Genomic DNA, 18,048 nt, shown 5'->3' on the forward strand with positions numbered 1-18,048 from the left:
CGACACGCATGAGCCCGGAAGCCGAGTGCCGCCCTGACGACGTCGTCGTCACCGGACTGGGGACCGTCAACCCTCTGGGAGCAGACGTCGAGTCCACCTGGAGCGCCCTGAACGAGGGCACCTGCGCGGTTCGCGCCTTCGAGCACGAGTGGGTCAAGAGCCATGACCTGCCCGTGCGGATCGGCGCCCCCCTGGCGGTCGATCCCGCCGAGACGCTCCCGCCGCGCCAGCTGCGCCGTCTCGACCGTGCCAGTCAGTGCGCGCTGCTGGCCGCCCGCCAGGCCTGGGAGCAGGCGGGGGCCCCGCAGGTCACCTCCCAGCGTCTGGCGGTGTCCGTCTCCCCGGGCATGGGGCCGGTCCTGTCGGTCATGGAAGCGTGGGACACCCTGAGGGAGAAGGGGCCCCGGCGGGTTCTGCCGACGGCGGTCCCGGCGCTCATGCCCAATGCCCCGGCGGCCGCCGTCGGGATCGAGCTGGGGGCCCACGGCGGCATCCATGCTCCTGTCTCGGCCTGCGCGTCGGGGGCAGAGGCCATCGCCTACGGTGCGGATCTCATCAGTCTGGGGCGGGCTGACGTCGTGGTGGCCGGGGGGACCGATGCGGCCCTCCACCCGATGACCGTGGCAGCCTTCGGCGCCATGCGGGCCCTGTCGACGCGCAACGCCGACCCGCAGACCGCCTCACGCCCCTTCGCCCCGGACCGCGACGGCTTCGTCCTGGGCGAGGGCGCCGGGCTCCTCGTTCTGGAGCGCGCCGCGCATGCCAAGGCCCGAGGAGCTCGGATCCTGGCCGTGCTGGCGGGCTCCGGTATCACTGCCGACGCCTACGACGTCGCACGCCCCGAACCATCGGGCGCGCAGCAGGAGCGAGCCCTGCGGCTGGCTCTGGAGCGCGCGGGGCTTGCCCCCGGCGCTGTCGGGCACGTCAACGCTCACGCCACCTCGACACCGGCCGGCGACGTCGTCGAGGCCGGTGTCCTGGCCAAGACGGTTCCGAACGCGGCCGTCAGTGCCACGAAGTCCGCCACCGGTCACCTCCTGGGCGGGGCCGGGGGGCTGGAGGCGGTGCTGACCGTCATGGCGCTGCAGTCGCGCTGTGCCCCGCCCACGCTGCTGCCGGCCGGGGTGGATCCGGAGCTGGCCCAGCTCGGGCTGGACGTTGTTGGACCGCAGGGCCGGGACCTGCCCCAGCTGACGACGGCGGCCAGCACCTCCTTCGGCTTCGGAGGACACAACGTCGCCCTGGTCTTCACCCGCCAGTAGCCGTGCTCGTGCAGGAGCCGCCGTGAGACCTCGCCTGTGACCCACGGCGCTGGACCCGGCCGGTGCGGTCAGGCACAATAGCCGTGCATGCCGCGTACGTCATGACATGAGCCCGGTTGTGGGTCGAGACCGTTGGGGAAGGCGAATCTCGAAACCAACCAGGAGGCGATACTCATGATCGGTGCCTACACCCGCGGTGTACTTTTCGTGCACTCAGCACCTCGGGCGCTCTGCCCCCACATCGAGTGGGCAGCGGCCGAGGTGCTAGGTTCGCGTGTCCACCTCGACTGGACCGAGCAGCCTGCGGCCCAGGGCATGATGCGGGCCGAGACCAGTTGGGTGGGGCCCGCTGGAACAGGAGCCAGCCTTGCCTCCGCCCTGCGCGGCTGGGCGAACCTGCGCTATGAGGTGACCGAGGAGGCGAGTGTCGGCACCGACGGCGGCCGCTGGTCCCATACCCCGGACCTGGGCATCTTCCATGCCCAGACGGATGTTCACGGCAACGTCGTCGTGCCCGAGGACCGGATCCGTGCCGCGCTCGTCTACGCTGCTGATCCTGACAGGATGCGCCGCGAGCTCGACCTGGCGCTGGGACAGGCCTGGGACGACGAGCTCGAGCCCTTCCGCTACGCCGGAGCCGGCGCGCCCGTGCGCTGGCTGCACCGCGTCGGCTAGGAATGCCGAGCACAAAACGCCTCATCGCCTGCTGAAAACCGGGTGGGGCAACAGGTCTCGCAACCTGTTGCCCCACCCGGTTTGCGTCCTGGGGACGTTACAGTCCCTGCGCTCGTAGCTCCTTCATCGCCTTGGCCCGGTTCTTGCGGTCGAGACGGTCGAGGTAGAGGTGGCCCTCCAGGTGGTCGCACTCGTGCTGGATGCAACGAGCCATGAGCTCCTCCCCCTCGACGACGACCTCCTTGCCGTCCAGGTCCACTCCCTCGGCACGGGCGTACCAGGCCCGCTCTGTGGGGAACCACAGACCCGGTACTGACAGGCAGCCCTCGTCCCCGTCCTGGTACTCGTCCTTGGAGACCTCGACGATCTTGGGGTTGAGGATGTAGCCGATCTCCCCGTCGATGTTCCAAGAGAAGGCGCGCAGACCGATCCCGATCTGATTGGCGGCCAGGCCGGCCCGGCCGTCCTCATCGACTGTCTCGAGCAGGTCCTCAACGAGGGCCTTGACGGAGTCGTCGATGTCAGTGATCCAGTCGCACTCGGTGCGCAGGATCGGGTCGCCGATGATGCGAATGTCGCGGTATGCCATGGCGGCATCCTCCCATGACCGGAGCGACGCGGTCATGTTCGACCCATCTCGTGATCTGCTGCTCGCCATCACACCAGCGCCATCCAGAACAGGCCACCTGACCCCGGGACCGAATACATGGAAAAGGAAGAGTCCCCGGCCTGATCGACCGAGGACTCCCCTGGTTGCTCCTGCGGCTGGACTCGAACCAGCAACCGTCCGATTAACAGTCGGATGCTCTGCCATTGAGCTACGCAGGAATGCGTTTGACGCGCAGTGAACTTTAGCAACATCCCGCGGCGACGTCGAATCCAGCGAAGCACAAGAAACGCTGATATTCCAACGACATCCTACCGTGTGGGCAGGCCCACACCCTCACGGACGCGGTTTTCCAGCTCTTGAATCGCGCGGCGATCCTCCGCCTCATCGACCTGTGAGATCAGGGGCCGGGTGACGGAGTAGAGCTCGCCGTCACTGCCCCGACGCACGCTGGCCGTGGCCGTGGCGCCACTGGGGAGCGTTGCCACGGCGCTGTGGATGATGGCGGCCTCGACCCGTTGGCGCAGGGCCTTGGCGAAGGGGGCCACGTCCGCTGAGGCGTAGGCATCGCCGTTGCGGACTCCGGCCGGGACCTTCAAAGTCAGGTCCTCGCGGTCCTGCTGCGTCCACCTCAGGGTGAAGACGCGGTCCTGGCCGTCCCAGCTCCCCTGCTCCACCTCGTCCCAGGGGTGGGTCTCGGGTCTGCTGCGCCCGTTGAAGACCACCAGGGCGCCTGCCGTGGCCACCGCCCACGCCGAGCCGTCCGCGTCCAGGGGAACGGCCCCCAGGTCGGGCTCGCGCAGCTGTTCGCGCATCTGCAGTGGAAGCGTGGCGGTGGAGCGGATGGGTGTGCCTTGACGACGGCGCAGGATCGGCATGACCGCCAGGCTACCTGCACCTGCTCGCCGACGTGGGCCACCGCCCGGTCTCAGGAGGTCCCCTGCCTGATCTGCATGCGGCGCTGCTCGAGGGCGGCGATCTGTGAGAACAGCTCGCGGTAGCCCTCCTCCTGCGGCGACATCCGCCGGTGGCGTGAGCGCATCTCGACCAGCCGGCGGTTGATGCCCATGACGGCCAGGGAGTCGAGCACGCCCTTGGCGTAGCGCTCCAGACCGGAGGCGTCCACCTCGGTGCCCCGCCCCCGGATCGTGGGCAGGGGCAGGGGTGCCACGGCGAGCTCGGTGATGGCCGCCTCGACCAGGCCGATGGCGCCGTCACGCACTTGCTGGAGCCAACGCAGTGTGGCCCGACGCTGCGCCTCCTGCTCCCCCATGCCGGCGGCCACCGCCTGCTGGACCAGCCCCGGCACCTCCCCAGTGCCTCCGGCGGCGGCGACAGCCTCATAGACGGCCCGGTGGGTGAGCTGGCCGAAGGAGTCGGCCCCCAGCTCGTCTGCACCGGCCTGGTGGGCCGCCATCGGGAACTGGATGATGACGGCCAGGGCCTCACGCTCGAGCTGCTCGACGGGATCATTCACCGGAGGCAGCCCCCGCACCGGGGCGGCGGCATCGGGACCGGCGGTCTCGTCGGCGGGCCACTGGCCGCCCCTCGCCGCGCTGGGCTGGGCCCCTCGCCTGCCTGCGGCCTGTACTGCGGCGTGGACCTCGGCATCGGGCAGGCCCAGCCATCCGGCCAGCCGCCGGGTGTACTCGCGCTTGAGCGCCCGGTCCCGGATGCCGGCCACCACCGGCGCCGCCGAGCGCAGCCCCCGGACCCGGCCTTCGGAGGTGTCCAGGTCCAGGTGGGACAGGGAGGTGCGGATGACGAACTCGAACAGCGGCACCCGCCTGGACAGCAGGCGCGGGATGCCCGAATCCCCCTCCTTCATGCGCAGGTCGCAGGGGTCCAGGCCGCCGGGGTCGACGGCGACGAAGGTCTGGGTGGCGAAGCGCTGGTCCTCGGCGTAGGCGCGCAGCGCGGCCTTCTGGCCGGCCGCGTCACCATCGAAGGTGAAGATGACCTCGCCGCCACGGGCTTCGCGCCCCTGACCGGTGACCACTCCCGCCGCAGGGTCGTCCACATCCCCCAGCAGGCGGCGCACGACCCGCACGTGGTCCGCACCGAAGGCGGTCCCGCACGTGGCCACGGCCGTCGTCACCCCAGACAGGTGAGCGGCCATGACGTCGGTGTAGCCCTCGACGACGACGATCCGGTGGGAGCGGGCGACCTCCCGCTTGGCCAGGTCCAGCCCATAGAGGACCTGGCTCTTGTGGAAGACGGGGGTCTCGGGGGTGTTGAGGTACTTGGGGCCCTGGTCCTCCTCCGAGAGCTTGCGCGCCCCGAAGCCGACGGTGGCTCCGGTAACGTCCCGGATGGGCCAGATGAGGCGGCCGCGGAAGCGGTCGTAGACGCGGCGCCCGTCCTGCCCGCCCCGACTGCACAGGCCGGAGTCGACCAGCTCGGCCTCGGTGTAGCCGGCCCCGCGCAGGTAGCGGGCGAGGTTGTCCCATCCGGCGGGCGCGTAGCCAACGCCGAAGTGTGCGGCGGCATGGCGGTCGAAGCCCCGGGACGTGAGGAAGTCCCGCCCCGGCTGTGCCTCCGGGGTGGCGAGCTGCTCGCGGAACCAGGCCTCGGCCAGGCGGTTGGCGTCCATGAGGCGCTGCCGAGTGCCCGGCTCGACCCCGCGCCGCACCGCGCCGCCCTCCTCGTAGCGCAGCTGGACCCCGGTGCGGTCAGCGAGGTACTCGACGGCCTCGGCGAATCCGAGGTGGTGGATCTTCTCGATGAAGGTGATGACGTCACCGCCCTCACCGCAGCCGAAGCAGTGCCAGTAACCGAGCTGGGGGCGGACGTGGAAGGAGGGGGTGCGTTCGTCGTGGAAGGGGCACAGCCCCTTGAGCGAGCCGACGCCGGCGCTCTTGAGGGTCACGTGCTCACCGACGACGTCCTCAAGCCTGGCGCGCTCGCGCACCGCCTCGATGTCCTCACGCCTAATCAGTCCCGCCACAGGGTCATCGTAGGCGAGGCTACCGACATCCTGCGCCAGGACTTGAAGGGGGTTCCCCGACCAGTACGGCTAGACCTCGGAGAACATGCCGCACAGCCGGGCGTGCCAGGCCCGCGCGGAGGTGTCCGTCAGGGAGGCGATCTGGTCGACCACCACCCGCAGGCGCGCATCGTCGTTCTCGGCCCGGTGCCAGACATCGAGCAGGACCGGGTCGATGCCCTTCCCGCCGCCGGTCATGAGGACGTCGGCGAGGTCGAAGATGAGGGTGCGCTGGCGCAGGTAGACCGGCTCGTGCTCCCGCGGCTCCATGACGTAGCGCACGGCAATGCCCTTGAGCAGGAGGATCTCCGCGGCCGTCTCCTCGGGGATGACGAGCTCGGCCTCGTAGCGAGTCAGTGGCCCATCGCCGTAGGTCTGGCGGGTGGCGGAGGCGACCGCGGAGACGAAGCGTCCGATGATCTCGCTGGTGAGGTTCTTCAGGTGCGCTGCGTCGGCCACCGAGCCGTTGTAGGAGCGGATCCAGTAGGGCCGGCCGGCCAGCCTCTCGAAAGCCGCTCCGAGGGCGTCGGCGCTCAGGTCGGTGCCGTACCAGGCCCGCGTGGCCTCGAGCAGCTCATCGACCTCCTTGGGGTCGGTCAGGCAGGCCGGGTCCAGGCGACCCAGGGCGATCGCGTCCTCGACGTCGTGGACGGAGTAGCCGACGTCGTCGGACAGGTCCATGATCTGCGCCTCGATGCAGCGCCTGCCTTCCGGGGCCCCCTGACGCATCCAGGCGAAGATCTCGGAGTCGTCGTCGTAGGCGGAGTACTTGCGCGCACTGCGCCCGCTCGGTCCACCCGGCCCCCTCCCCTTGAGCCACGGGTACTTCGCGACGGCGTCGAGACTGGCCCGCGTCAGATTGACGCCGACCGGCCGCCCGGCTGCGTCAAGGGTCTTGGGCTCCAGCCGAGTGAGGATCCGGAAGGTCTGGGCATTACCCTCGAAGCCCCCGATCTGGCGGGCCACGACGTCGAGCGCCTTCTCACCGTTGTGCCCGTAGGGAGGATGGCCCAGGTCATGGGACAGGCAGGCGGTGTCGACGACGTCGGGGTCGCATCCCAGCGCCTGTCCCAGGGCGCGCCCCACCTGCGCCACTTCCAGGGAGTGGGTGAGCCGGGTGCGCACGAAGTCGTCAGCGGCGGGCCCCAGCACCTGGGTCTTGGCCCCAAGACGCCGTAGCGCCGAGGAGTGCAGGACCCGGGCCCGGTCGCGTTCAAAAGGGGTGCGCTGAGGGTTCTTCGCCTGCTCGTGAACGAAGCGCTCCACGTCATGCACCCGGTACCCGGACAGGTCAAGGGCGTCTCGTCCGTCGATACGCACAGGTTCGGATCCAGATTTCTGCGCTGACATAGTCACAAGGTAGCGCAGAAGCGGGTTACCATGGTCGTCACCGTTCCGACACCTCCGACACCATCCCAGGGGAGCACCGGTACCCGACCCCTCCAGCTTGTGGTCACCACGCACCCTCCTCACATCGATGAATCACTTCTTGGACGTCAAGTCCCCGGGCACGCGCCCGGTGGAAGGGAGACACCTGCCGTGACCACCACCACAACCCTCGTTCACCGGCCCTACGACGGTCCGGAAGAGTGGTGGCGCCACGCATTGGTCTACGAGATCCCCTCACCTGCCCTGGGAGCGGCCGAGCTGGACCGCACCACCCCCATCGTCAAGCACGCCCGCTACCTGGGCATGGACGCGGTACTTATCCGTCCGAGCCTGCTCGACATCGACACCGAGATGGACTCGATCCGCCGTTTCATCGACGATGCCGGCGAGCAGGGGTTGCGCACCATCGTGCGCATCTCCGGGGCACTGGGTCCGATCACGGGCCCCTACGCCAAGCAGACCACCGGCTTCGTCACCGGTCTCGAAGGCGCCGCTGACGACCTGCTGCGCCGTTCGGAGGCCTACCTGCAGGCCGGTGCGGCCGGCATCGACCTGGGCACGATCGTGCCTCCCCAGCTCACCAGTGGAATCCGGCTGGATCGACTCAGCACCTACTGCGCCATGCTGCACGGCCAGCTGGCCGAGTACGTCGACGAGGGCATCATCGGTGCCGACGTGACCGCCGACTACCCGGAGTCACTGCGTCACCACCTCCAGGACGACTGGGTGCACCACTTGCGCGATGATTGTCTGACGCTGACACGGTGGAACGCCGAGTCGCTCACGTCCCACCTGACCCGGTCGCTGGACGAGCATGACCGCTTCGGGGCACCCCCCACCTGGCGATTCCTGCCTCCCCACATTCTCTCCGAGCACCTGGATCCGGGCGACGGGCAGCGCTGGTACTCCGTCAACCACGAGGAACGGCTGCGTCGAGGGCTCGCCCTGCAGGCCATGATGCTGGCCCTGCCCGGCTCGCTCTACCTACGTCAGGGCGATGAGATCGCCCTGTCCGACTCCGACAAGCCGACCGCTCCCCTGGAGCTGGCCGTCATGGTGGCTGAGCACACGCAGGTGCAGTCCTCTCAGTTCGGCTCTCCGACTGCGACCGTGCGCCACGCGGCCCACGTTCGGCACGAGTACAACCTGGCCTGCGCTCCCCTGGCCTTCGTCACCGGGCTGGAGTGGTGCCCGCCCCAGACCCTCTCCTTCCTGGTGCGTGGCGTCCTGGTCGTCGTCAACACCTCCGACTCCCCCGTCACCCTGCCGGCTGAGGCCAAGGTCCTCCTATCCTCCCAGCCCCTGCGCCAGGAGGAGGGGCGTCTACTCGTGCCCCCGGCGACGACGACGTGGCTGGAGGCCACAACCGTTGCCTAGGTGTACTGATCGGGGAGGTTGGTTAGGCGGGTGATGGGTGGGTGGCCTTGGGTGGCGGTGTGGGGTCGGTGGTGATTGTAGAGGTGCAGCCATGCGGGTAGGGCCTGGCGGCGTTGGGTCTCGGAGGTGTAGTGGCGGGCGTAGGCCCAGCCGTCGGCCAGGGTGCGGTGGAAGCGCTCGATCTTGCCGTTGGTCTGGGGGCGGTAGGGGCGGGTGTGCTTGGCCTTGATGCCCAGCTGCTGACAGGCGGCTTGCCAGGCGTGGGAACGGTAGGCAGAACCGTTGTCGGACAGGACTCGCTCCACCTTGACTCCTCGGGCGCTGAACCATGACACCGCGCGCTGGAGCACTCCGACGGCGGTATCGGCCTTCTCATCGTCGTGGATCTCGCTGTAGACCACGCGGGAGTAGTCATCAATCACCGAGTGCACGCAGGCGTAGCCCATCACCGGTCTGCGGCTGGCCTGGCTACGGGCCTTGCCGGGGGTGGAGGCGCGGTTGCGCGCGCCCTGGCGCGCACCGACGTAGCGCCATCCACCACCGTCGGGGATGTTGCCGATCTTCTTGACGTCGACGTGGACAAGAGATCCGGGGTAGGGGTGCTCGTAGCGGCGCACGACCTGACCGGTGGCCCGGTCGGTGTACGACAGGCGGTTGAGGTGGGCGGCTCGCAGGATGCGGTGGACGGTCGAGGCCGCGACCCCGGTGCGGGCAGCGAGCTGGACGGGGCCCTCACGCAGGCGCATGCGCAGCGAGACGATCCGTTTGACCACTGCCTTGGGTGTGCGGTGAGGGCACGAGCGTGGGCGGCTGGAGCGGTCGGTCATGGGCTGGCCGGCCCTGTACCTGTCGGCCCAGCGCTTGACGGTGGGCCATGAGCACTGGAACCGGGCAGCAACCTCGCTGACGGGCCAGCCCTCCTCAACCACCAGACGGGCGACCCTCAAACGAGCACGCGGGGTCAGGGCTGCGTTAGCGTGGGACATGAGGAGAGCACCTTTCGTGTCTGGCTGATGGGGAACTGCAACACCTCCACTCAACCAGCCCAAGGCGCTCTCCTCACCTCAAAGACTCAGATCACACCCCCTCAACCAACCCTCCCGATCAGTACACCTAGGGCACACGGATGCAAGTTTCATTAGTCTCTTGCAATCTTTGCATAAGCCGATTAAATTATGGTGCCAGGCGAGGAACTCCTCGCTGCGGATCTGATTCGAAGGAGAATCCCTGTGGCACCCACCCGCCGATCCTTCCTGACGATGGCCGCTCTGGCCTCCACCGTGCCAACGTTGGCCGCCTGCTCCGGCTCGCGCAATACTGCGGGTACGGCGGCCTCGGGCGGCGCTGCCTCACAGGCGTCTGACGCCTCGGCAGGCGACTCCGATGCCGATCTGGTCATCTGGGCGGATCAGAAGAAGGCGGACTCCCTCAAGGAGCTCGCCAACACCTGGGGCAAGCAGCAGGGCATCTCGGTGGCGGTCCAGACCGTCGCCAACGACTTGCAGCCCAACTTCATCACCGCCAACCAGGCCGGCAACGGCCCTGACATCGTCCTCGGCGCACACGACTGGATCGGCAACCTGGTGCAGAACAGCGCGATCCGGCCGGTCGTTCTGAGCCCCGAGGCCGAGTCCAACTACTCCGACATCGCGCTCAAGGCCGTCACCTACGACGGCCAGATCTACGCAACGCCCTACGCCGTCGAGTGCCTGGGCCTGTTCGTCAACAAGGCACTGACCTCAGTGACCCAGCCGGCCAGCATCGAGGAGATGATCGAGGCCGGCAAGGCGGCCGGAACCGATCTCGTCCTGTCACAGGCCATCGACGAGAAGGGCGACGCCTACAACATGGAGCCGATCTACACCGCCGCCGGCGGCTACATGTTCGGCAAGAACCCGGACGGCTCCTACGATCCCAATGACCTCGGCATCGGCAAAGAGGGATCCATCAAGGCCGCGGAGAAGATCCGCCAGCTCGGCCAGCAGGGAGTCCTCAGGAAGTCAGTCACGAACGCCAACCACATTTCCTTGTTCACCGATGGCAAGGCTCCCTACCTCATCTCGGGGCCATGGGCCCTGGCGGACATCAAGAAAGCCGGTATCGACTACCAGCTCACTCGGATTCCGGGATTCAAAGACATCAAGAACAGTCAGGCGAAGCCCTTCGTCGGAGTCAACTGCTTCTATGTCGCCTCCAACGGGAAGAACAAGGCCTTCGCCGAGACCTTCGTGGCCGACGCGGCCAAGGATATGACATTCGCGTCTTCGATGTTCCCCAGCAACGAGCTGCCTCCGGCCCAGAAGGACCTCGCGGACAAGCTCAAGGCGGAGCACCCCGACATGGTCACCTTCGCGGAGCTCTCCGCCAAGGCGGACCCCATGCCCGCGATTCCCGCCATGTCCTCAGTGTGGGAACCCCTTGGACGCGCTCAGGCCAACATCGTCGGGGGTGCTGATCCCGCCAGCACCATGACCGGGGTCGGCCAGACCATCAAGGCGTCGATCAAGGGCTCGTAAACCGTCTCAACGCCGAAGAGCGAAACGCTTCTCCACGCACCCGGTTATTCCTCATACTGCTTTCCCACTTCTGGAAAGGACCCGCAGATAATGACGTCCGCATCCACCACCCCGAGGGAGAAGACCACGACCATCAGAGGTCTCGTCGGTCGCATCATGGTGCTGTCCCTCACGCTGGTCGCAGCGATCTACCTCGTCCCAATTCTTATCGCCTATCGGATGTGGTTGTGGCTGGGAATCGTCGTCCTGACCACGGGGGCCATGTTCCTGTTGTACTCGACCAAGAGATTCGTGCCCGCCAAGTACCTCTTCCCCGGCACGTTCTTCCTCACCGTCTTCCTCATCGTCCCCATCGCGCTGACCATTCAAACCTCCTTCACCAACTTCGGGGACGGGTACCGCGGGACCAAGGAGGAGGCCATCACCTCCATTACCAACAACTCCATGGTCCGCACGGAGGACTCTCCCACCTATGGTCTGTCTGTCGCGACCGACGGCGACGTCACCAAGGGCCCCTTCTCACTGTTCCTCGTCAATCCGCAGACCAAGGAGGTGCTGCGGGGAAGTGACGGGAAGAAGCTGGAGAAGGTCGACGCCAGTACCGTCACCGTCGACAACGGCGTGGTCACCAAAGCGGAGGGATACACGATCCTGTCCCCCAGGCAGATCAACACCGCCTACGAGGACATCAGCGCCATGTCGGTTCCCTTCACGGACAAGACCACGGTCAAGGTTCAGGGCATCCGGACCGCTTTCGAGGGAACCAAGCGGATGGTCTACAACAAGTCCTCCGACACCATCACCAACACCGCCACCGGGGACGTCTACTCGGTCAAGAAGGTGGGGCTGTCCGAACACTTCGTCAACGCCGAGGGAGAGAGCCTGGCCCAGTCATGGAAGCAGAACGTGGGACTGGCCAACTACTCACGGCTCTTCACTGAGGGCAACCTGGCCTCCCAGTTCCTCAAGGCCTTCGCATGGACCATCATCTTCGCCCTGGGCTCGGTGCTGCTCACCTTCGGCCTCGGTTTCTTCCTGGCGCTGACCCTCAATGATGATCGCATCAAGGGTAAGAAGCTCTACCGCTCCTTCCTCCTGCTGCCCTATGCCGTACCCGGCTTCATCTCGCTGCTCGTGTGGTCGAACTTCTACAACCAGGACTTCGGCCTCATCAATCGGATGATGCACGTCAGTATCCCGTGGCTGTCCGACCCGACCATGGCCAAGATCGCCGTCCTGCTGACCAACACGTGGATGGGCTTCCCCTACATGTTCATCGTGTGCACCGGCGCTCTGCAGTCCATCTCCGGCGATGTCAAGGAGGCGGCCAAGATGGACGGCGCCAGTGGTATGCAGGCCACATGGCGCATCGTCACCCCGTTGCTCCTGGTCGCCGTCGCCCCTCTGCTGGTGAGCACCTTCGCCTTCAACTTCAACAACTTCAATGCCATCCAGCTGCTGACCGAGGGTGGGCCGTTCCCGGCTGGGGAGTACACGCGTGGCGGAACCGACATCCTCATCTCCATGGTCTACCGCATCGCCTTCGGCCGTGCCGGCTCGGACTTCGGATTCGCCTCGGCCGTCTCCGTGGTCCTGTTCGCCGTCACCGGCGTCCTGGCCGCCTTGCAGTTCCGAGCCACCAAGAAGCTCGAAGACGTCAACTGACCAGCCGACCTCGGAAAGAACATCATCATGAGCACCTCATCGCAGTCCGTGTCCCGGTCCGTATCGAACAGTTCCGAGGACAGCGTCGTCATCGAGAATCACATGCCGTTCTCACGCTGGTTCCGGGAGATCGGCTGGAGACACGTCGTCGGCGTCATCGCCCTGGTCTTCGCCGCCTTCCCCGTCCTCTACGTCATCTCTGCCTCTCTCAACCCCCTGGGCACGGTGGCATCCACCGGGTTGATCCCCACCAAGGTGAGTCTGGTCAACTACCAGAACCTGCTGTCGGGGGCGCGAGGCCCATTCCTGCGCTGGTACCTCAACACGATCATCATCTGCACAGTGGTGGCCACTGCTCAGGTCTTCCTGTCCCTGCTGGGGGCCTACGCCTTCTCCCGGTTCCGCTTCACCGGGCGCCGCGGCGGCCTGCTCGCCCTGCTCCTGATTATGATGTTCCCCGCGATCCTGTCCATGATCGCCATCTACACGATGATCTCCGACATCGGCCAGGTCGTCCCCTTCCTCGGCCTCAACACCCTGGCCGGCTACAGCCTGGCGCTCATGGGCGGGGCACTGGGGCAGGTGTGGCTCATCAAAGGAACCTTCGACACGATTCCCCGCGAGCTCGATGAAGCCGCCATCATCGACGGCTGCACGCACTGGCAGGTCTTCCGCATCATCCTTCTGCCCACGCTCAAGCCGATCATCGCCACCACCTTCCTGCTGGCCTTCGTGGGTGTCATCAGCGAGTTCCTTCTGGGCTCGATCATTCTGACGGACAACTCCCAGAAGACGCTCGCAGTGGGGCTCTACGGCATGCTCGTCGGCGACCGCTCCAACAACCTGGGCATCTTCGCCGCCGGGGCGGTCCTCACCATGGCCCCGGTGATCGCTCTGTTCCAGTACCTGCAGCGCTATATCGTCGGCGGATCGATCTCGGGTGCGGTCAAGGGCTGATCGGGGCCGGGCGCCTTGACGCATCCTTCCCGTCCCATCAGCCGGGAATCAGGGACCGACGGCGCCACCTCACCGTCCCGGATTCCCACAAACGGCACATGACCTGCGATGATGGTCAGCCGAGGGACGCGACGTTCCGCTGTCGGTTCAGGCGAGTCGGCCCCTCCATCCTGACCGTTCTTCGTAGGATTCACTCATGCCACAGAGACTCACTCTCACTGACATCGCCGACCAGGCGGGCGTCTCCACCGCGACTGTCTCCCGTGTGCTCAATGGAAAGTCCAATGTGGCGGACTCGACCCGTCGGCAGGTACTCGCTGCGCTCGACATCCTGGGCTACGAGCGGCCCGAGTCGGTGCACCAGACCTCCCGCGGTCTCATGGGGCTGATCGTGCCCGAGCTGAGCAACCCGATCTTTCCGCTGTTCGCCCAGCAGATCGAGCAGCTCCTGGCACCCTCCGGGCACACTCCCCTGCTGTGCACCCAGACCCCCGGTGGTATCAGCGAGGACGAATACATCGAGATGCTCGTGGACCGCGGTGTCGCCGGCATCATCTTCGTCTCCGGACGCCACGCGGACACCACCGGTGACGTCACCCGCTACCAGCGCCTGCGTGAGCGCGGCGTACCACTGGTGACGATCAACGGCAACGCGCCAACCATCAAGGCACCGGGCTTCGCCACCGATGACCGCCGGGCGACCCGTATCGCGGTGGATCACCTCATCGCCCTGGGTCACCAGCGCATCGGCCTGGCCATGGGGCCGATGCGCATGGTGCCGGCTCAGCGCAAGCGCTCCGGCTACGAGGACGCCATGAGCGAGGGCCTGCCCGAGGAGCCGCTGCGGATCGTGGAGACGCTCTACACCTACGAGGGCGGGGTCAGCGCAGCACTGCACCTGCTGGAGCAGGGATGCACCGGCATCGTGTGCTCCTCAGACGTCATGGCCCTGGGTGTGGTCCACGGGGTGCGCCAGACGGGCAGGTCCGTGCCTCATGACGTCTCCGTCATCGGCTATGACGACTCGCCGCTCATCCCCATGACGGACCCGCCGCTGACCACGGTGCGTCAGCCCGTGGAGTCCATCTGCCGGGCGGCCGTCTCAACGCTTCTGGCGCAGCTCAACGGGCAGCGGCCGGCCGACACCGAGATGCTCTTCGCCCCTGACCTCATCGTGCGCGACTCGACCGCCGCGGCCCCCATCGACTGAGCCCAACTGGCCCGCAGCGGCACGCTGACGCCAGTGCTCCGGTCAGCGCGACCACGTGCGGGCCAACCGGGAGCCGAGGTCCGTCAGTCGTCGCTCCAGTCCGTGGGAGTCAGTCGCTTCCCAGGGCTCGGCGGCGTGAGCCTCCTGCAGGCCGTAGGCGTTAGTGACACCGGCTGCGGCCAGCTCTCCGCGACTGACGGCGCAGCGCCCGCACACCAGGATGCACGGCTGTGCCTGTGAGGCGGCCTGCTGGCCGACGACGCCCACGACGCTATCAGCCAGGACGTCGTAGAGCTCTCCCCAGGCCGAGACCACCAGGTCCTGGCCGTAGGCGGCATCGCTCAGACTGACGAGCTCAGCCATGACTCGTGCCCCGGGCCGCGCCCACGCTCCCAGGGCCCGCAGCAACAGGGCGCTGCCCCCGCCCGCCCCGGTCCCCCAGGTCGACACGCTCAGGCGAGCCGCTCCATCCGCATCCGCCGTGTGCGCGGAGGCGGACGGCCCGGCGTCGTCGAGTGCAGAGACGACGGGCAGACTTCTGCGTGCACCGAGGCCACCGGGATCGAGGTCCTCGGCCACCCTGACACATTCCATCGCCTTGGCGCAGGCGCGGCGGTCCAGCTCCTGGGCCCGCTCCGGGCTGATGGAGGTGATACTCGCCAGAGCCGCCCCGGCGCCGCTCATGCCTCCCAGGGAGATGTCGTCGGCCAGGGCCAGTCCCAGGCTGCGATGCGACAGCAGGTCCTTGGCTGCTCGCAGGCCGCCGAGCGCGTCCATGGCTCCCAGGCCCCCGTCGTGGACGGCGGAGCGCGACAACCCCACCACAAGCGTGTCCAAGGGGCCAGTACGGCTCAGGGCCGCACCGATGACTCCTCCCAAACCGGAGGTGCTGCCCTCCAGCGCCTCCTGGGCCGCCTCATCGGGATCAGAAGGAAGCGCCAGGAGACGGGCGGCGTCCAGGAACCAGGTGCTCGCCTCTGCGGAGTGCCGGCTCCCGGATCGTGAGGGCCTGGGAACCAGACGCACCAGGTCGACCTCTCTGACCTGTCCGAGCGGGCCCCGCCCCTGAATGACCTCCCGGGAGGCGACCTGATCGGGGACGATCACCTGCGCCGAGCCCGGTCCGCCGTCCGCCATGGGCAGCAGGGTCAGGAAGTCATGGGGGCGCGCCGCCCGCCAGCCACGCGCCAGACAGGAGGCGACCCGGCCCGGGGCGAGACCGCTGTCCGAGCCCGCCAGAGGCACTCCAGCGGGCTCGGGCCACAAGCCACCAGGGGCAAGGAGAACCCTCACGTGCTCGTTCTCCGGTAGCGGGCGCGTTGAGCAGTGGCCGTCATGAGTCGATGGCGCCGCTCAGACGGGCCAGGAGGAGGGCCTCGGCGACCACGATGCGCTCGAGCTCGCCCAGGTGCATGGACTCGTTCTCGCTGTGGGCCCGGGTGTCGGGGTCCTCGATCCCGGTGACGAGCACCTGGGCCCCCGGGAAGGTCTCCTTGAGGGTGGCGATGAAGGGGATGGATCCGCCCTGCCCGATGTTGACGGCCTCGGTGTCCCATGCGGTGGACAGGGCCCAGTGGGCGGCCTCGGAGGCGGGGGTGACCTCGGAGCCGTCGAAGGCCGGCCCGGCTTCACGGCCGGTGACGGTCAGACGGCCCCCGAAGGGCACGTGCTTCTCCAGGTGGGCGACCAGGGCCTCCTGGGCCGCGGCCGGGTCCTGCCCGGGAGCGATGCGCAGCGAGAGCCGGGCCGTGCACGAGGGGGTCAGGACGTTGCCGGCCAGCTCCAGGGGCGTGACGTCCATGCCGATGAGCGTCAGGGAGGGCTTGGTCCACAGCCGGGCGGTGAGGTCACCGGTGCCGGAGAGCTCGACGCCGTCGAGGATGCCGGCGTCGGCGCGGAAGTCGGCCTCCGGGTAGTCGGGGAAGTCGGCATCGGCCTGGGGCTGGCTGACCAGTCCGGCCACGGCGACGTCACCGGCGTCGTCGTGGCAGGAGGCGATCAGTCGGCACATGGCGGTGGCGGCATCCAGCACGGGGCCGCCGTACATGCCGGAGTGAAGCGCGTGGTCGAGCATGTCGAGACGGACGTCGACCTGGACAACGCCGCGCAGCGAGGTGGTCAGGGATGGGGTGCCTACCTTCCAGTTGGAGGAGTCGGCCACGACGATGACGTCGGAGGCCAGGCGGTCGCGGTGGGTGGTCAGGAAGTTCTCGAAGGAGGGGCTGCCGACCTCCTCCTCGCCCTCGATGAAGACCGTCACGGAGCAGGGCAGCTCGCCGTCGGCCAGTGAGGCCAGGATGCGCAGGGCGTGGGCGTGGGTGATGACGCCGGCCTTGTCGTCAGCGGTTCCGCGTCCGAACAGCCGCTCCCCGCGCCGCTCGGCGGTGAAGGGGTCGGCCTGGTCCCAGCCGGTCGGGTCGCCGACGGGCTGAACGTCGTGGTGGGAGTAAAGCAGGACGTGCGGGCTGCCCTGGGGGCCGGCCTTGTGGGCCAGGACGGCGGGCCGGCCGAGGGTGCCGTCGGGGGCGGGCACCGAGAGGATCTCGGCATCCAGGCCGCTGTCGCGCAGGAGAGCGGCCACGGCCTCGGCGGAGCACTGGACCTGGGACTGGTCGTGGCTGGAGGCGGAGACCGAGGGAATCGCGACCAGGTTCGTCAGGTCGGAGACGATGGTGGGCATGGAGGTGTGCACGGCGGTGCGCACGGCATCAACGGTGATCATGGTTTTCAGGGTATCGCGCCGCTGCCGCTAGTCTTGGCACCGTGAGCCTGTTCAAGAAGCGCAGCCAGACCCCTGAGCCGGAGCCCGTGGCCGAGCCCTCCCCCAAGCCCGGAGGCAAGGGACGCCCCACGCCCCGGCGCAAGGACCAGCAGGCCAAGAACCTGCACCCCGTGGTTCCCAAGGACCGTGCGGCCGCCAAGCGCGAGGCACGAGCGGCCCGTGACGCCGCCTGGAAGCGCCAGAACGAGGCCATGGTCACCGGTGAGGAGAAGTACCTCCCGTCCCAGGAGAAGGGGCCGATCAAGCGTTACATCCGCGACTTCGTTGACGCGCGCTTCAACCTGGGCGAGTACTTCATGCCCCTCATCTTCGTCCTGCTCATCATCTCCTTCGGGTTCAGCCACATCCTGCCCCACTACCCGCTCGTCAGCTTCTACACAGTGCTGGCGATGAACGGCTACCTGCTGTTGGCGATCGCCGACGCCGTGTGGTGCTGGGCGCGCCTGCGCCGCCGCCTCATCGCGAAGTTCGGTCAGGAGAAGGTCAAGGACGAGGGGACGATCCTCTTCTACATCATGTCGCGCTGCTTCATGCTGCGGCGCTGGCGCCGTCCCGCCGCCCTGGTCAGTCGGGGCCAGTACCCCTCCTGATCCGTTCCGGTACTCAGTGGGGCGGCGCCGGT

Annotated in this window: 15 protein-coding genes and 1 tRNA gene; 8 read left to right on the forward strand and 8 right to left on the reverse strand. The window is 67.8% G+C overall.

Translation table 11 applies throughout. The features are described from left to right. The first annotated feature begins 8 nt into the window (after window positions 1-8). Together HW274_RS07400 and HW274_RS07405 are read left to right on the forward strand one after the other, a co-directional pair. Complete coding sequence (locus HW274_RS07400) at window positions 9-1,262, forward strand: beta-ketoacyl synthase (RefSeq protein ID WP_075254683.1); 1,254 nt, start codon at window positions 9-11, stop codon at window positions 1,260-1,262. A gap of 174 nt (window positions 1,263-1,436) precedes the next feature. Then, entirely contained in the window at window positions 1,437-1,937 is a 501-nt protein-coding gene (locus HW274_RS07405) for a DUF3145 domain-containing protein (protein WP_004564722.1), read from the forward strand. A gap of 97 nt (window positions 1,938-2,034) precedes the next feature. On the opposite strand, the gene def is transcribed toward HW274_RS07405, so the two are convergent. The 5 genes from def to HW274_RS07430 form a co-directional block, all read right to left on the reverse strand. After that, a complete protein-coding gene (gene def / locus HW274_RS07410; RefSeq protein WP_004564721.1) occupies window positions 2,035-2,526 on the reverse strand; it encodes a peptide deformylase in 492 nt (163 codons plus the stop codon). Window positions 2,527-2,693: 167 nt separating this feature from the next. Further along, window positions 2,694-2,765 (reverse strand) — tRNA-Asn (locus HW274_RS07415). Window positions 2,766-2,855: 90 nt separating this feature from the next. Then, window positions 2,856-3,422, reverse strand: coding sequence for a hypothetical protein (locus HW274_RS07420; RefSeq protein ID WP_075254684.1), 567 nt, complete (start codon window positions 3,420-3,422; stop codon window positions 2,856-2,858). 50 nt (window positions 3,423-3,472) lie between these two features. Continuing rightward, the gene (gene dnaG, locus HW274_RS07425) at window positions 3,473-5,491 is read right to left on the reverse strand and encodes a DNA primase (protein ID WP_075254685.1); all 2,019 of its coding nucleotides are present in this window, start codon (window positions 5,489-5,491) and stop codon (window positions 3,473-3,475) included. Window positions 5,492-5,560: 69 nt separating this feature from the next. Continuing rightward, window positions 5,561-6,880, reverse strand: a complete 1,320-nt coding sequence (locus tag HW274_RS07430) for a deoxyguanosinetriphosphate triphosphohydrolase (RefSeq protein ID WP_075254686.1) — start codon at window positions 6,878-6,880, stop codon at window positions 5,561-5,563. A 189-nt stretch (window positions 6,881-7,069) separates the two neighbouring features. Between HW274_RS07430 and HW274_RS07435 the strand changes: the two genes are divergently transcribed. Next, complete coding sequence (locus tag HW274_RS07435; RefSeq protein WP_185988510.1) at window positions 7,070-8,296, forward strand: glycosidase; 1,227 nt, start codon at window positions 7,070-7,072, stop codon at window positions 8,294-8,296. Here the strand turns inward: HW274_RS07435 and HW274_RS07440 are convergent. Beyond that, window positions 8,293-9,282 (reverse strand): IS481 family transposase, encoded by a 990-nt coding sequence (locus HW274_RS07440; RefSeq protein WP_185988511.1) that lies wholly within the window; start codon window positions 9,280-9,282, stop codon window positions 8,293-8,295. The two genes, HW274_RS07435 and HW274_RS07440, sit on opposite strands and share 4 nt — an antisense overlap. A 243-nt stretch (window positions 9,283-9,525) precedes the next feature. Here HW274_RS07440 and HW274_RS07445 point away from each other — a divergent pair, with 243 nt between their 5' ends. From HW274_RS07445 to HW274_RS07460, 4 genes are all read left to right on the forward strand, one after another. Beyond that, window positions 9,526-10,812 carry an extracellular solute-binding protein gene (locus tag HW274_RS07445; protein ID WP_081376271.1) on the forward strand — a complete coding sequence of 429 codons (1,287 nt, stop codon included), beginning with the start codon at window positions 9,526-9,528 and terminating at the stop codon, window positions 10,810-10,812. A 90-nt stretch (window positions 10,813-10,902) separates the two neighbouring features. After that, window positions 10,903-12,477 carry an ABC transporter permease subunit gene (locus HW274_RS07450; protein WP_075254688.1) on the forward strand — a complete coding sequence of 525 codons (1,575 nt, stop codon included), beginning with the start codon at window positions 10,903-10,905 and terminating at the stop codon, window positions 12,475-12,477. A 27-nt stretch (window positions 12,478-12,504) separates the two neighbouring features. Further along, window positions 12,505-13,434, forward strand: a complete 930-nt coding sequence (locus HW274_RS07455; RefSeq protein ID WP_075254689.1) for a sugar ABC transporter permease — start codon at window positions 12,505-12,507, stop codon at window positions 13,432-13,434. A 196-nt stretch (window positions 13,435-13,630) separates the two neighbouring features. Beyond that, window positions 13,631-14,644 (forward strand): LacI family DNA-binding transcriptional regulator, encoded by a 1,014-nt coding sequence (locus HW274_RS07460; RefSeq protein ID WP_075254690.1) that lies wholly within the window; start codon window positions 13,631-13,633, stop codon window positions 14,642-14,644. 42 nt (window positions 14,645-14,686) lie between these two features. Here the strand turns inward: HW274_RS07460 and HW274_RS07465 are convergent, their stop codons facing one another. Both HW274_RS07465 and HW274_RS07470 read right to left on the reverse strand, forming a co-directional pair. Beyond that, a complete protein-coding gene (locus tag HW274_RS07465) occupies window positions 14,687-15,937 on the reverse strand; it encodes a glycerate kinase (protein WP_075254691.1) in 1,251 nt (416 codons plus the stop codon). 40 nt (window positions 15,938-15,977) lie between these two features. Beyond that, complete coding sequence (locus HW274_RS07470) at window positions 15,978-17,366, reverse strand: dipeptidase (RefSeq protein ID WP_075254692.1); 1,389 nt, start codon at window positions 17,364-17,366, stop codon at window positions 15,978-15,980. Between the two features lie 41 nt (window positions 17,367-17,407). Between HW274_RS07470 and HW274_RS07475 the strand changes: the two genes are divergently transcribed. Then, a complete protein-coding gene (locus tag HW274_RS07475) occupies window positions 17,408-18,016 on the forward strand; it encodes a DUF3043 domain-containing protein (RefSeq protein WP_075254693.1) in 609 nt (202 codons plus the stop codon). The last annotated feature ends 32 nt before the right edge of the window (window positions 18,017-18,048 follow it).

Origin of the sequence: Actinomyces sp. oral taxon 169, assembly GCF_013394715.1 — a bacterium.
GTDB lineage: Bacteria > Actinomycetota > Actinomycetes > Actinomycetales > Actinomycetaceae > Actinomyces.

What these genes read in the sequence shown, in the direction of transcription:
- HW274_RS07400 (WP_075254683.1), top strand. Translation starts at nt 9, where the DNA reads ATGAGCCCGGAAGCCGAGTGCCGCCCTGACGACGTCGTCGTCACCGGA.
- HW274_RS07405 (WP_004564722.1), top strand. Translation starts at nt 1,437, where the DNA reads ATGATCGGTGCCTACACCCGCGGTGTACTTTTCGTGCACTCAGCACCT.
- def (WP_004564721.1), bottom strand. Translation starts at nt 2,526, where the DNA reads ATGGCATACCGCGACATTCGCATCATCGGCGACCCGATCCTGCGCACC.
- HW274_RS07420 (WP_075254684.1), bottom strand. Translation starts at nt 3,422, where the DNA reads ATGCCGATCCTGCGCCGTCGTCAAGGCACACCCATCCGCTCCACCGCC.
- HW274_RS07430 (WP_075254686.1), bottom strand. Translation starts at nt 6,880, where the DNA reads ATGTCAGCGCAGAAATCTGGATCCGAACCTGTGCGTATCGACGGACGA.
- HW274_RS07440 (WP_185988511.1), bottom strand. Translation starts at nt 9,282, where the DNA reads ATGTCCCACGCTAACGCAGCCCTGACCCCGCGTGCTCGTTTGAGGGTC.
- HW274_RS07450 (WP_075254688.1), top strand. Translation starts at nt 10,903, where the DNA reads ATGACGTCCGCATCCACCACCCCGAGGGAGAAGACCACGACCATCAGA.
- HW274_RS07455 (WP_075254689.1), top strand. Translation starts at nt 12,505, where the DNA reads ATGAGCACCTCATCGCAGTCCGTGTCCCGGTCCGTATCGAACAGTTCC.
- HW274_RS07460 (WP_075254690.1), top strand. Translation starts at nt 13,631, where the DNA reads ATGCCACAGAGACTCACTCTCACTGACATCGCCGACCAGGCGGGCGTC.
- HW274_RS07470 (WP_075254692.1), bottom strand. Translation starts at nt 17,366, where the DNA reads ATGATCACCGTTGATGCCGTGCGCACCGCCGTGCACACCTCCATGCCC.